This is a genomic window from Pseudomonas sp. 210_17 TE3656, from assembly GCF_054821965.1.
Map to the genome: position 1 here is coordinate 1,128,522 of NZ_JBTRBC010000001.1, position 13,100 is coordinate 1,141,621.

Consider the following 13,100-nt stretch of genomic DNA (forward strand, 5'->3'; position numbering starts at 1 on the left):
GGGCGGCGTTTTCTTACAAAGCAGGCAGCGCTGCCATACTGTTGGCCTCGGCAACGACCCAGTCGATAAACGCCTGCACCTCGGGACGTTGCGTGGCATCCGGACGCGTGACCACGTAGTAGGCAAAACGTGACGGCCAGGGCTTGTCCAGCGCCACAACCAGTTTGCCGGAGTCGATATCTTCCTGGACATGAGTGTCCTGGACCAAGGCAATACCCTGCCCTGCTGCGGCTGCACGCAACAACAACAGATCCTCTTCAAAACTCATCCCGCGCCGCGCCTCGTCTCCCACTTGCACACCATGGGCTTGCAACCAGAGCACCCAGTCGGCGCGATCACCGTCTTGCAGCAGCGGGTAGTCAAGGCAGTCGGCAGGCTCACGTATCTGCGGCCCCTGGGCGAGCAATCCTGGACTTGCAACCGGCAGCAACACCGGCGCCATCAGCCGGATCGACTCCAGCCCCGGATAACTGCCCAACCCATGACGCAGCGCCACATCGATTCTGTCGCGTTTGAAGTCGACAATTTTCGCCGAAGCCTCCACGCGCACTTCGATCTCCGGGTGCAGCTCACTGAAACGCCCGAGGCGCGGCACCAGCCAGGCCGAAGCGAACGAAGGCACCGTGCTGATGGTGAGGGTTTTTTCCACCGCCAGCGTTTCCAGAGTGGAAAGCGACTTCTCGATCTGGTCAAAACCGCGCAACAAGCCAGGGTGTACACGCGCCCCCGCTTCGGTGAGATAGACCCCATGGCGTCCGCGCACAAACAGCGCTACCCCTATGCGCTCTTCCAGCAAGCGGATCTGCTGACTGACCGCCCCCGGCGTGACACCCAGGCTTTCAGCTGCTGCTTTCAAGCTCCCCAGGCGCCCTGTCTCAGTAAAGGCACGCAGTGCGAGCAACGGTAAGACTGCTCCCATGTGTCTATCCTCAGTTTAGAAAATCTAACGCGCCGAAGGAGAATTCATCGTTTCTCAATCAAGCGGCTCATCACTAGGATAGCAACTGAGGCACTGACTAGAAAGCAGCATATCTAAGGTAGACAGTGGAAAATGAAAACCCCTGATTTAATCCTTTATACCGATAGTTCACCTAACGGATTCAAGATCACCATTGCCCTTGAAGAGCTGGGACTGCCATACGTACTCAAGCACGTACGCATCGAACAGGGAGAACATCGCCAGCCTGACTTTCTGAAACTCAACCCGCACGGCCGTATTCCCGTTCTGGTCGACGAAGATACCGGCGTCACCTTGTTCGAGTCTGCGGCAATCCTGCTTTACCTGGCCGAAAAGACCGGCCGCCTGCTGCCCAGCAATCTGATCATGCGTTGGTCGGCGATCAAATGGTTGATGTTTCACACCTCGAGCACGGGTCCGATCCTCGGGCAACGTGTGCACTACGAGCTATTTGAAAGCACACAGAACCCAGCTGTGATCGAACGCTATCGGCGCCTCACCGAAGACGCCTTCGCCACGCTCGACAACCAGCTCAAAGACAACTACTGGCTGGCCGGCTCGGAGTACAGCATCGCCGACATAGCCACCTTCGGCTGGATGCACATTGCCCGCATCATCAATTTCGACTTCAGCCACTTCACTCACCTGAGCACCTGGTTCGAACACGTCAGCCAGCGCCCTGCAGTGCAACGTGGCATCAGCAAACCCCAACCCGCGACCGGCCCCTGACACTTACCGCAGAAGAGAATCGGCATGAACGAGACCGTGATACGCACCGACCGCACAACCACCCGAGGCGCCAGCGCGCCAGCCTTTGCCGGGCACCCTGGCTACAACCGGATGTTCGCAGCAGACCAGCTGACGCTGGGCATCTTTCTGCCATTGCGCTTCTACGAAGGTGACATGAGCGTCCTGGTCGGGCAGGCCGACCTCGTCAGCGAGATCGACCGGCACGGGTTCGCTGCCGCCTGGGTCAGGGACGTGCCGTTGTTCGATCCGTACTTCGGCGATGCCGGGCAAGTCTTCGACCCCTTCACCTACCTGGCCTACCTGGCCGCCAGGACCAAGCGAATCAGCCTGGCCACCGGCAGTGCGATTTTTTCCCTGCGCCATCCGATCGACCTGGCCAAAGCTGCTTCGACGATTGACCAGCTGTCCGGTGGCCGTCTGGTCATGGGGATTGCTTCGGGTGACCGGCCTGTCGAGTTTCCAGCTTATGGCCTGGAGCACAGCGAACGCGGCGAACGCTTCGCCGAAGCGGTGAGCTACTTCCGTCAGTTACTGCAAAAGGAAGAAAAAACCATCGTCTCTACACTCGGGCACCTGAGTGGGGCGCAGCTTTTGCCCAAACCTGCCACAGGCAACATTCCTTTGCTGGTCACCGGCTCTTCACGCCAATCCATGCAATGGCTGGGTGAACATGCCGATGGCTGGCTGACCTATCCGCAATCAACGCAAAACATTGAGGGCCCGAGGCGACTTGCGCAGAAGATCAGCGCCTGGCGCAGTCAAATTCCAGACCGGGGTTTCCGTCCCCACGTCACCAACGAATGGATCGACCTGCACGAGAACCCGAACTTTGCCCGCAAAGAGCTGCGCGGAGGTTATGTGCTTCAAACCGGGCGCAACGGTTTGATCGATCTGCTCAGTGAATGGCGCGAGGCCGGCGTCAACCATGCGGCGATCGGTATCCACCTGGCACAACGTCCTGCGCACGAAATCATTCAGGAACTGGGTGAAGAGGTGCTGCCATTGTTCCCTTCTCACGATGGACCGAAGCCTCTTCCACAGCACTGGTAAACAACTTGCACGCAGCTGCCGGAGTGCCCTTGCAACGCCGGCAGCCTGCAATACCTTCAGCCATCACAAGGACCATTCGGATGCACCTCGCCAGGACGACCTTCTACCGCGGCCACTTCGACAGCCAACTGGGGCGGATAGACCTTTTGGTCGATGGCAACGGTGCACTGTTGCGACTGGACTTCGCCTTACCCGGAGCGCTTTACACACGTGTTGAATACGCCAATGCCGTTTTCCAACAGGACGCAGTCAGGCAAATCAGCCAGCAATTGAACGAGTACTTCACCGGTAGCAGGACCGACTTCGATATTGAACTCGCACCGACCGGCAGCCGTTTTTTACATGAGGCCTGGGCATTGCTCAGGACGGTGCCCTACGGCACCACCACTACTTATGGCGCACTTGCCAAGGCCATGGGCAAACCAGGATCGGCGCGCGCCATCGGCATGGCCAATGCGGTGAACCCGATCTCGATCATCGTCCCCTGTCATCGGGTTATCGCCGCCAGCGGCGCCCTGACCGGTTATAGCGGCGGCCTGGACAAAAAGCGTGGCCTGCTTGTGCTGGAAGCCGAGCACTCGCGCAACGACCTGGCGTGCGCACCCGACAGGCAAACCTGAAGGCAGGCGCGCCAGCGCCTGCCATTTACTGACAACAAACACTTTTTCTACCCACTGTGCGCATCGCGGTGGGTTTTTTTATTCACCCACCCGGTCCTTGCCCGCCGTCTTGGCCCGATACAACGCCTGGTCGGCTCGCGCCATCAGCTGCGCCTGATCCTCGCCATCCAGGCGCTGAACCACGCCGTAGCTCATGGTCAGTTGGCACTCGCCTATCGGCGGCGCCTGCTCCAGCACCTGGCGAATGGTCATCGCCAGCCTGCGCGCATCATCAAGTGACGCGCCGGCCAGCACCACGGCAAACTCATCACCGCCCCAACGCGCCAGTAGCTGCGACTCACGCAAACAACTTCTGATGCGCCCCACCAGGTCGACCAGGGCGCTATCACCCCGCGCGTGACCGTATCGATCATTAATCGGCTTGAAGTCGTCCAGATCCATAACGATCAACGACAGTGGCTGACGAAAACGCCGGGCGCGTTCACATTCTTGCTGCAGGACTTTTTCCAGGCGATAGCGGTTGGCGATAAGGGTCAGGGCATCACGTTCAGCCAGGTCGCGATTTTCGTCCAGTTGACGCTGCAACTGCTGATTGACCCACGACAGTTCACGCGTACGCTCGGCGACCAGTGCCTCGAGTGAATGATTCTGCTGCTCCAGCTGCTGCAACAAACGCTTGCTGGCGTCGATGTTGCGATGGGCGCCGAGCATCCGCGCCACCGAGCCATCCGGGTTGCGCGCAATGATATGGCCGCTGTCTTCGATCCACAGGTAGCTGCCATCCTGACATTTGCAGCGGTACTGCACTCGATACTGTTCAGCGCGCTGGGTGATGTAGGCCTCAAAATGCTCCATCACCCGCGGATAGTCGTCGGGATGGATGACACTCTCCCAGGTGAACACCGAGTTATCCAGCGAGTGGTTGGCATAGCCAAGCATCTGGTACCAGCCTGGATTGCGGTAGACGTATCCGGTATTGGCGTTCCAATCCCAGATACCGTCACTGATCAGATCCAGCAGCGTTTGCAGCTGCGCGCGCTCAAACGTTACAGAGGGAACCCCGGATCCTGTCGATTCAGGTGCTTGACTCATGGACTTTCTCCCTTGTCCGGACGTCGTCGTTCCAGTCTTGCCTTATCACGGTCTCACTGATTGATTTGCCGTCGACGGCAAGGAATTTCCCCTTCTAGGCAAACATGCTCCGAGGGTGCGTCGACCGCTCTACTGCACAACCCCTAATAGAGTAGAGCCTAACGGGACGTTGACCAGCTGGCACAGGTTTTGCCCTTGATGGAACGTGTTCCTGCATTCATTCAAGGAGATCGATCTGGTGAACATCGTCAATGGAGTCGGCTGGCAACAGCAGGTAATCAATCCTATACGCAGCACGCCTGAGGCAAGCGCCGAGTTGCAGGCCCAGTTTCGCGCCCCGGTTGCCACCAGCGGCGCGGCCGCACAACAGCAAAATAGCGGCAACACTGCACAGCAGAACGCCGACGATGCCCGCGAAGAAGCCTTCGCCAAGCTCAAGGTACAGTTGCAAAACCCGGATATTGCCCGACGCGAACAGGCCAGTGCCGCTGCAACTGACACTGCGACTACCGGCGCCGCCCAAGAGTTTCGCGACTACATGGCCCTCTCGCCAGCCGAGAAGATCAAACTCAAACTGCTCAACGATCTGGGCATCACTGAGGAAGAGTTCGACGCCCTGCCCCCAGAGCAGCGGGAGATAATCGGACGGAAAATTGCCGAACTGCTGAACAAAGAAACCGAACTGCAATCGCTGGCCACGCTCAATGCGCATATTCAGGAGCCTGAATTGTCGGCGAATCTGGTGGCGCAGCTGACACCGACGGACTCGACACAGACCAGTACCGCCGACGATCCGCGGGAAAAAGATCCCCTGCTTTGAGCGAAAACCGCAAGGCGATTAGCCAGCCAGTTGTAAGGCCCGCCGGTGAGGCGGGCCAGTCAATGGTAGTGAGGTTAACGTCAGCCTCAGATCGAGCGCTGGTTTACACGGGCCGAGAGTTGCTCGGCGCTCTCCTTGCGCTCCGAGTAGCGATCCACCAGATATTCCTGCCGGTCGCGAAGCAGCAGGGTGAATTTCACTAACTCCTCCATCACATCGACGACCCGGTCGTAGTACGCCGACGCTTTCATCCGGCCTGCTTCGTCGAACTCCATGAACGCCTTCGGCACCGAGGACTGGTTGGGGATGGTGAACATCCGCATCCAGCGACCCAGCACCCGAAGCTGATTAACCACGTTGAACGACTGTGAACCGCCACAGACCTGCATGACTGCCAGCGTCTTGCCCTGGCTGGGGCGGATGGCGCCTAGCGCCAGCGGAATCCAGTCAATCTGCGCCTTGAACACTGCCGACATCGCGCCATGCCGTTCCGGCGAACACCAGACCTGTCCCTCTGACCACAACACCAGGTCACGAAGCTCCTGCACCTTGGGATGCTCTACAGGGGCATCGTCAGGCAGGGGCAACCCGCAAGGATTGAACAGGCGGGTTTCTGCACCGAAGTGCTCCAGGAGTCGTGCAGCCTCCTCCACCAACAGCCGGCTGAACGAGCGCTCACGGGTTGATCCATACAACAACAGAATGCGCGGCTTGTGATCGCTGGGGCGGCTCGCGCCCGATGCACCGTCGAACAGGGAAAGGTCCAGGTTGGGTAGTTGCTCTGACATATGTCCTCCTGCTCAGAGAGCGCCGATTCGATCCAGCTCGCGCTGGAGCTGATCGCGGCCGAGATGGCTAAAGGGAAGGTCGAAGAATGCTTTGCAGCGTTGCTCAATGCGGCTCAGCGTTGCGCGGAACGCCGCAGCAACCACAGCGTCGTCCCCCCTCACGTCGGATGGATCTTCCAGGCCCCAATGGGATTTCAGCGCCGGGCCGAAGTACACCGGGCAGGTTTCGCCCGCCGCCTTGTCGCAGACGGTAATGACGATATCCGGAGGGCTTTCCTCGAAAAAATCGTTGCCTTTGCTGCTCAAACCTTCAATGGAAATGCCGGCCTGCTGCAGCGTGGCCAGACTGAGCGGGAGTACCACTCCCTTGGGAAAGCTGCCGGAACTCACCGCCTCGAATCCTTCCGGCGCCAGGTGATTGAACATGGCTTCCGAAAGAATGCTGCGACAGCTATTGGCCGTGCACATGAACAGTATTCGCATGGAAAATTCACTCATCAGGGGATTCAGCAACAAGCCGCATCGCGGACAGGACGTTCATCCATGTTCTGCAGACGCGACGCGTTGCTTTGCAGCCAGTCGCTGTTTGCCTGGAATGTCACCTGCAGGATTTCGTGCACCCAGCCAGGAAGATCTGGATTGAGGCGGTAATAGACCCATTGCCCCTGGCGACGATCCAGCAGCAGACCGCTGCTGCGCAATTGAGCGAGGTGACGGCTGATCTTCGGCTGACTGTCGTCGAGTGCGCACATCAGCTCGCAGACACAAAGCTCGCCCTGATTGGCGATCAGCAGAGTGGCACGGGCACGGGTCTCATCCGCAAGACTTTTGAAGACCTCAGGAGGAGTGATCATTCGGAACAGCCTTTATATATGGATAATCGAATATACGGATATCCATATATTAAAAGCAATACGTTTTTCCGTAGAGCCGATCCATTGCGGTCTGCCGATACCAGCAGCTATGCGAAGAAGTTTTGAGCAAGATGGTGTCCCAGGGCAGGTTCGAACTGCCAACCTTCCCCTTAGGAGGGGGATGCTCTATCCAATTGAGCTACTGAGACGCTGGGCCGGCAACGAGCGCTGCACGACGGAGGACGGCGTGCATGTTAACCAGCATACCGGCATTTGTCATGTCATCCGTGGGCTTTTTGCCTGTAGCTTTTAGCCCGCTGGCGATGGGGATCGTGCATTTTGCAACAAGGCAGTGGGCCATTACTGCAAAATGCACGGATAAATCGCGCGAAAATCAACATAAGTAATTGATTTTAAAGGATTAAAAACCAGAAAAAGACTGGCATGCAGCGTGCAATTTGATAACAAAGTTGCCCGGCAACCGCCCTTCACTGCTGTGGAGTATGCCTGATGAACCGCACACTGCTTTTGCTCAACGTCCTGGCATTGGCTGTACTGCTGGCCTTGATGCTGCAACCGCAAGGCGCAGTGGCAACCTCCCCGGCCGGAACAGCGCCGGCAATGGCTCCACAGCTGACAGAATTCGACACCGCTACAGAAACGGTGCCGGCCTCGATCCAGCCGCCCAGGCTGCAACCCACATCCGAACAGCGGCTGACCTTCTAAGCCTCAACGGCCAGCAAGCAGACCCTGTTGACGCAGCAACTCGAGCAATCGTTCCACGGTGTCTTCGAGCCGGGCGGAGTTATCCAGCACGTACACATCCTCACCAGGCAGCTGCAGTTGCTGGCTGCGCGCCAGGCGACGCTCGATATCCTCCAGACTCTCCCGGCCACGGGCGAGCAGGCGCTGACGCAATACCTGGGGCTCGACAGTCAGCAGTACCGCCAGAAGATCAGGATAGCGTTGCCGCGCCTCGGCCAGGTGCGCGCGCGAGCCATTGACCAGCACGTTCCGCCCCTGCTGCAACCAGTGGTCGATCTGCACCGGGATGCCATAGTCCAGACCATTGGCTCGCCAGCACAGGGCAAAGTCGCCCTCGGCATGCATGTGTGCAAAACGCTCAGGCGAAACGCCAACGGCATCCTCCCCCTTGGCTTCAGCCGAACGAGTGATCACCCGTCGAGCAATTGCCAGGTGGTGAGCCGCCAATGCTTCGCGGGCAGCATCAATCAATGAGTCCTTTCCGGAACCAGAGGGCCCCATCAAATAAACCAGACGCCCAGGGAGTGCTGTACGGGGCGCGGCGCTTGCGTCATGCTGCATAGCCACTATGCTCATCGGTAAGGAAGCCTGCGCATTCTAGACGCTTTCAACGGCCTTTTTCGCCTGGTACCAACAGGTGATGGCAAAGACAGCGACGGATCGCTGAATGAAAAATGAAAACTTTTCAAACCAGTCCTCATTTCTGATAATTGGTACTGGCAAAACGCCTCCACCCGGTTCAATATTTGTCACAGAATTGACGCCAAGGAACCGGCGACAATGAGGCATGATTCACACCTCATTCACAATTCAGGTTGAACATTTTGTCGCCGTGATGGTCGTACTGAGATCGTGCGGCCAATTTCGAGAACCGCTTCCCCCTGAACTAAAACCGGTCAATTATATGCGCCCAATGAAACAGGCTGTTTACTCTAGCCGCACCGCTGACAAATTCGTCGTCCGCCTCCCCGACGGAATGCGTGAGCGCATTGCCGAAGTAGCGCGCCACCACCATCGCAGCATGAACTCGGAAATCATCGCCCGCCTGGAGCAGAGCCTGATCCAGGAAGGAGCCCTGGGTGACGAGCTGAGCATGCGCCTGGACAGCCCGGAGCTGTCGCTGCACGAACGTGAATTGCTGCAACGCTTCCGCCAACTTTCCCATCGCCAGCAGAACGCGCTGGTGGCCTTGATTGCTCACGACGTCGAGATGGCTGCGGACGCTTCCTGATTCACTGCCCGCCGCAATAAAAAAAGCCAGCGAATGCTGGCTTTTTTGTGTTCCGGTGGGGCGCTTACAACAGGAAGATGGTCGCAAGACCAAGGAAGATAAAGAACCCGCCACTGTCGGTCATGGCAGTGATCATCACGCTGGCCCCCATGGCCGGGTCGCGCCCCAGGCGTGCCAGGGTCATTGGAATCAACACGCCCATCAGTGCTGCAAGCAGCAGATTGAGGGTCATTGCCGCGGTCATCACCACACCCAGCGACCAGCTGCCATACAGCAGATAGGCCACCACACCAATCACTCCGCCCCACACCAGGCCGTTGATCAAGGCCACCGCCAGCTCTTTGCGCATCAGCCGCGTGGTGTTGCCCGGACTGACCTGGTCAAGCGCCATGGCACGCACAATCATGGTGATAGTCTGGTTGCCGGAGTTGCCGCCGATTCCCGCCACGATCGGCATCAGTGCCGCCAGCGCCACCAGCTTCTCGATCGAGCCTTCAAACAGGCCGATCACCCGCGAGGCCACGAATGCTGTAATCAGGTTGATCGCCAGCCACGCCCAACGGTTGCGCAACGAACGCCAGACCGAGGCAAAGATGTCTTCCTCTTCGCGCAGACCGGCCATGTTCAGCACTTCGGTCTCGCTTTCCTCACGAATCAGGTCGACCATCTCGTCAATGGTCAGACGGCCGATCAGGCGACCGTTCTTGTCCACGACCGGCGCCGATACCAGGTCGTAACGCTCGAACGCCTGCGCGGCGTCGTAAGCGTCTTCTTCTGGCTGGAACACCACCGGGTCATCGGCCATGACTTCGGCCACCTGCTTCTCGGGGTCGTTGACCAGCAGACGCTTGATCGGCAGCACACCCTTGAGGATGCCGTCGTAATCGACCACGAAGAGTTTATCGGTATGCCCGGGCAGCTCTTTGAGCCGACGCAGGTAACGCAACACCACTTCCAGGCTGACGTCTTCACGGATGGTGACCATCTCGAAGTCCATCAACGCACCGACCTGCTCCTCGTCATAGCTCAACGCGGAGCGGACGCGCTCACGCTGCTGGGCATCGAGGGTTTCCATCAGCTCATGGACAACGTCGCGGGGCAACTCTGGCGCCAGGTCGGCCAGTTCGTCGGCGTCCATTTCCTTGGCGGCGGCGAGCAGCTCATGATCGTCCATGTCGGCGATCAGGGTTTCACGAACCGAGTCGGATACTTCCAGGAGGATGTCGCCGTCGCGCTCGGCCTTGACCAACTGCCAGACGGTCAGGCGATCGTCCAGGGGCAAGGCTTCGAGAATGTAAGCGACGTCAGCGGAGTGCAGATCATCGAGCTTGCGCTGCAGCTCGACGAGGTTCTGGCGGTGAACGAGGTTTTCTACCAGGTCATGGTGATGACCTTCCTGACGGTGAGTCAGGTCTTCGACCACGCGTTGACGCTGCAGCAGCTCGACCACCTGAGCCAGGCGATCCTGCAAGCTCTCTTGCGTCTTTTTTACTTCGATTTCAGTCATAGGCGAACTCCACTCCCAGCAGCGGAGCACGCCGGGAGAATCAATCAGTCAGATCTTGATTGGCAAAACTTGCTATTGAGTAACTACTGGGTAAGTCCATGGTGGTTTTCCACAAGCCCCGGCGGGGCTGACGGGCGCAATCATACACCGCTTGGGCTGTCAGGGTGCTGAAAAAATCGTGGCTAGAACAATCGTTTGCGAGACATCGCTATGACAATCTCAGCCGCTATCAGTGCGACGGCGACCAAGATAAAAAAAACACATGTCAGGAAGAAAAACACAGAACGCAGAAAAGCAAAAAGCCCGCCTTGGTAGGCGGGCTTTCTGTTGTATGGTGCACTCAGGAGGATTCGAACCTCCGACCGCTCGGTTCGTAGCCGAGTACTCTATCCAGCTGAGCTATGAGTGCAGGGTTGGCGCTTGATGGACCAGGTCACCTCTGGTTGCAGCTGAAACAACTTTCAAGATGAAAACTGTTTCGTCGTATGGTGCACTCAGGAGGATTCGAACCTCCGACCGCTCGGTTCGTAGCCGAGTACTCTATCCAGCTGAGCTATGAGTGCAGGGTTGGCGCTTGATGGACCAGATCACCTCTGGTTGAAGCTGAAGCAACTTTCAAGATGAAAACTGCTTCGTCGTATGGTGCACTCAGGAGGATTCGAACCTCCGACCGCTCGGTTCGTAGCCGAGTACTCTATCCAGCTGAGCTATGAGTGCATTTGTTACCGCGCATTATAGGCCGCTAAATCTTTTTGCCAACCACTTTTTCGTTTAATTTCAACGACTTAGGCGATTCAGGCAGATTACAGCGTCCTACATGAATAATGGCGGAGAAGGGGGGATTCGAACCCCCGATACCCTTGTGAGGTATACTCCCTTAGCAGGGGAGCGCCTTCGGCCACTCGGCCACCTCTCCGCAACACGGGGCGTATAATAACCAGAGGCTTCCCCGTTTGCAAACTCTTTTTTGAAAAAAACTCGATAAAAATTAATGGCTTGGTTCTTCGTCCTTCTCTTTCTTGATCCGCAGGTAGATTTCCTCGCGGTGGACGGCCACTTCTTTAGGGGCGTTTACACCGATTCGCACCTGGTTTCCTTTGACGCCGAGCACGGTCACGGTGATTTCGCCGTCGCCAATGATCAAGCTCTCGGCGCACCGACGAGTCAGAATCAACATACCTTTCTCCTCACGAAATTCAGTTCAGGGACAACAGTCTGCAAAAAAAAGGGCTTCAGCCCGCAGCCTGTGACGGCTACCGACCTACGCCTAAGTATTGACTAGCGCGAGTAAAACGACAGATTTCTCACACCCGCCAGAAATGCGAAGGGCGCGGCATAGCCGCGCCCTTGAGGCAACGCCTTACTCACCCTGTCGGGTAGGGGCGTCCAGTTCGAAAGCGGTATGCAGGGCGCGTACCGCCAGTTCCAGGTACTTCTCTTCAATCACTACCGAGACCTTGATCTCGGAAGTGGAGATCATCTGGATGTTGATGCTCTCTTTAGCCAGGGCTTCGAACATGCGGCTGGCAACACCGGCGTGCGAGCGCATGCCAACGCCAACGATCGAGACCTTGGCAATGTTGGTGTCGCCCACCACTTCGCGAGCGTTGAGCTCCTCGGCGGTTTTGCCCAGGACCTTGTGGGCCTTGTCGTAGTCGTTGCGGTGCACGGTAAAAGTGAAGTCGGTGGTGTTATCGTGCGAAACGTTCTGCACGATCATGTCGACTTCAATGTTTGCGGCGCTGATCGGGCCGAGGATCTTGAAGGCAACGCCCGGGGTATCCGGTACGCCGCGAATGGTCAGCTTGGCTTCATCGCGATTGAAGGCGATGCCGGAAATGATCGGCTGTTCCATGGATTCCTCTTCATCAATAGTAATGAGGGTACCCGGACCCTCCTGGAAGCTGTGCAGCACGCGCAGCGGAACGTTGTACTTGCCGGCGAACTCGACGGCACGGATCTGCAGGACCTTGGAACCGAGGCTGGCCATTTCCAGCATCTCTTCGAAGGTGATCTTGTCCAGACGCTGAGCCTGGGACACCACACGCGGATCGGTGGTGTAGACACCATCGACGTCGGTGTAGATCTGGCACTCGTCCGCCTTGAGCGCAGCCGCCAGGGCAACACCGGTAGTGTCGGAGCCACCGCGACCGAGCGTGGTGATGTTGCCGTGCTCGTCCACACCCTGGAAGCCTGCGACCACGACCACGCGACCGGCCTTGATATCGGCACGAATCTTCTGGTCGTCGATTTGCAGGATGCGCGCCTTGTTGTGCGCGCTGTCAGTGAGGATGCGCACCTGGTTGCCGGTGTACGACACCGCAGGAATCCCCCGCTTCATCAGGGCCATGGCCAGCAAGGCGATGGTCACCTGCTCGCCAGTGGACACGATCACATCCAGCTCACGCGGAACCGGCTGATCACTGATCTGCTTGGCCAGGTCGATCAGGCGATTGGTTTCGCCACTCATCGCCGATAGCACAACCACCAGGTCATCGCCGGCCTCGCGGAATTTCTTGACCTTTTCGGCAACCTGCTCGATTCGCTCGACCGTGCCGACCGAAGTGCCGCCAAATTTCTGTACGATCAACGCCATTTCAAAGCCGCCTCAGCCCATGAAGGGCACCCAATAAACATTCAAACGACGCCACGGCCCGCCACTAGA

16 protein-coding genes and 5 tRNA genes are annotated in these 13,100 nt (G+C 57.9%); 7 read left to right on the forward strand and 14 right to left on the reverse strand.

Annotated elements, in window-relative coordinates:
• Window positions 1-13: 13 nt before the first annotated feature.
• Window positions 14-919 carry a LysR substrate-binding domain-containing protein gene (locus tag ACVI9W_RS05305; protein WP_461529399.1) on the reverse strand — a complete coding sequence of 302 codons (906 nt, stop codon included), beginning with the start codon at window positions 917-919 and terminating at the stop codon, window positions 14-16.
• A gap of 132 nt (window positions 920-1,051) precedes the next feature.
• Here ACVI9W_RS05305 and ACVI9W_RS05310 point away from each other — a divergent pair, with 132 nt between their 5' ends.
• The 3 genes from ACVI9W_RS05310 (at window position 1,052) to ACVI9W_RS05320 (ending at window position 3,378) form a co-directional block, all read left to right on the forward strand.
• Window positions 1,052-1,687 (forward strand): glutathione S-transferase family protein, encoded by a 636-nt coding sequence (locus tag ACVI9W_RS05310; protein WP_461529400.1) that lies wholly within the window; start codon window positions 1,052-1,054, stop codon window positions 1,685-1,687.
• 24 nt (window positions 1,688-1,711) lie between these two features.
• Window positions 1,712-2,758, forward strand: coding sequence for an LLM class oxidoreductase (locus tag ACVI9W_RS05315; RefSeq protein WP_461529401.1), 1,047 nt, complete (start codon window positions 1,712-1,714; stop codon window positions 2,756-2,758).
• An 80-nt stretch (window positions 2,759-2,838) separates the two neighbouring features.
• On the forward strand, window positions 2,839-3,378 hold the full coding sequence (locus tag ACVI9W_RS05320) for a methylated-DNA--[protein]-cysteine S-methyltransferase (protein WP_461529402.1): 540 nt from the start codon (window positions 2,839-2,841) through the stop codon (window positions 3,376-3,378).
• Window positions 3,379-3,456: 78 nt separating this feature from the next.
• Here the strand turns inward: ACVI9W_RS05320 and ACVI9W_RS05325 are convergent, their stop codons facing one another.
• Complete coding sequence (locus ACVI9W_RS05325) at window positions 3,457-4,470, reverse strand: sensor domain-containing diguanylate cyclase (RefSeq protein WP_461529403.1); 1,014 nt, start codon at window positions 4,468-4,470, stop codon at window positions 3,457-3,459.
• A gap of 205 nt (window positions 4,471-4,675) precedes the next feature.
• Here ACVI9W_RS05325 and ACVI9W_RS05330 point away from each other — a divergent pair, with 205 nt between their 5' ends.
• A complete protein-coding gene (locus ACVI9W_RS05330; protein WP_461529404.1) occupies window positions 4,676-5,290 on the forward strand; it encodes a hypothetical protein in 615 nt (204 codons plus the stop codon).
• 86 nt (window positions 5,291-5,376) lie between these two features.
• Here the strand turns inward: ACVI9W_RS05330 and arsH are convergent, their stop codons facing one another.
• The 4 genes from arsH to ACVI9W_RS05350 form a co-directional block, all read right to left on the reverse strand.
• Entirely contained in the window at window positions 5,377-6,078 is a 702-nt protein-coding gene (gene arsH, locus ACVI9W_RS05335) for an arsenical resistance protein ArsH (protein WP_038613443.1), read from the reverse strand.
• A gap of 12 nt (window positions 6,079-6,090) precedes the next feature.
• Window positions 6,091-6,561 (reverse strand): arsenate reductase ArsC, encoded by a 471-nt coding sequence (locus ACVI9W_RS05340; RefSeq protein WP_461531795.1) that lies wholly within the window; start codon window positions 6,559-6,561, stop codon window positions 6,091-6,093.
• A 23-nt stretch (window positions 6,562-6,584) separates the two neighbouring features.
• Window positions 6,585-6,932, reverse strand: a complete 348-nt coding sequence (locus ACVI9W_RS05345) for a metalloregulator ArsR/SmtB family transcription factor (protein WP_461529405.1) — start codon at window positions 6,930-6,932, stop codon at window positions 6,585-6,587.
• Window positions 6,933-7,064: 132 nt separating this feature from the next.
• Window positions 7,065-7,141 (reverse strand) — tRNA-Arg (locus ACVI9W_RS05350).
• 42 nt (window positions 7,142-7,183) lie between these two features.
• On the opposite strand from ACVI9W_RS05350, the gene ACVI9W_RS05355 reads away from it, so the two are divergent.
• Window positions 7,184-7,339 (forward strand): hypothetical protein, encoded by a 156-nt coding sequence (locus ACVI9W_RS05355; RefSeq protein WP_461529406.1) that lies wholly within the window; start codon window positions 7,184-7,186, stop codon window positions 7,337-7,339.
• A 103-nt stretch (window positions 7,340-7,442) separates the two neighbouring features.
• Complete coding sequence (locus tag ACVI9W_RS05360; protein ID WP_461529407.1) at window positions 7,443-7,658, forward strand: hypothetical protein; 216 nt, start codon at window positions 7,443-7,445, stop codon at window positions 7,656-7,658.
• A 3-nt stretch (window positions 7,659-7,661) separates the two neighbouring features.
• Here the strand turns inward: ACVI9W_RS05360 and phnN are convergent, their stop codons facing one another.
• Window positions 7,662-8,258, reverse strand: coding sequence for a phosphonate metabolism protein/1,5-bisphosphokinase (PRPP-forming) PhnN (gene phnN, locus ACVI9W_RS05365; protein WP_461529408.1), 597 nt, complete (start codon window positions 8,256-8,258; stop codon window positions 7,662-7,664).
• 343 nt (window positions 8,259-8,601) lie between these two features.
• On the opposite strand from phnN, the gene ACVI9W_RS05370 reads away from it, so the two are divergent.
• Complete coding sequence (locus ACVI9W_RS05370) at window positions 8,602-8,928, forward strand: Arc family DNA-binding protein (RefSeq protein WP_038616878.1); 327 nt, start codon at window positions 8,602-8,604, stop codon at window positions 8,926-8,928.
• A gap of 64 nt (window positions 8,929-8,992) precedes the next feature.
• Here ACVI9W_RS05370 and mgtE read toward each other — a convergent pair whose 3' ends face one another.
• The 7 genes from mgtE to ACVI9W_RS05405 form a co-directional block, all read right to left on the reverse strand.
• Complete coding sequence (mgtE, locus tag ACVI9W_RS05375; protein ID WP_157193543.1) at window positions 8,993-10,435, reverse strand: magnesium transporter; 1,443 nt, start codon at window positions 10,433-10,435, stop codon at window positions 8,993-8,995.
• A 332-nt stretch (window positions 10,436-10,767) separates the two neighbouring features.
• Window positions 10,768-10,844, reverse strand: a tRNA-Arg gene (locus ACVI9W_RS05380).
• Window positions 10,845-10,921: 77 nt separating this feature from the next.
• A tRNA-Arg gene (locus tag ACVI9W_RS05385) sits at window positions 10,922-10,998 on the reverse strand.
• Between the two features lie 77 nt (window positions 10,999-11,075).
• Window positions 11,076-11,152, reverse strand: a tRNA-Arg gene (locus ACVI9W_RS05390).
• A 108-nt stretch (window positions 11,153-11,260) separates the two neighbouring features.
• Window positions 11,261-11,351 (reverse strand) — tRNA-Ser (locus ACVI9W_RS05395).
• A gap of 72 nt (window positions 11,352-11,423) precedes the next feature.
• Window positions 11,424-11,612, reverse strand: a complete 189-nt coding sequence (gene csrA / locus ACVI9W_RS05400; protein ID WP_002554426.1) for a carbon storage regulator CsrA — start codon at window positions 11,610-11,612, stop codon at window positions 11,424-11,426.
• 183 nt (window positions 11,613-11,795) lie between these two features.
• Entirely contained in the window at window positions 11,796-13,031 is a 1,236-nt protein-coding gene (locus tag ACVI9W_RS05405; protein WP_038613454.1) for an aspartate kinase, read from the reverse strand.
• Window positions 13,032-13,100 lie beyond the last annotated feature (69 nt).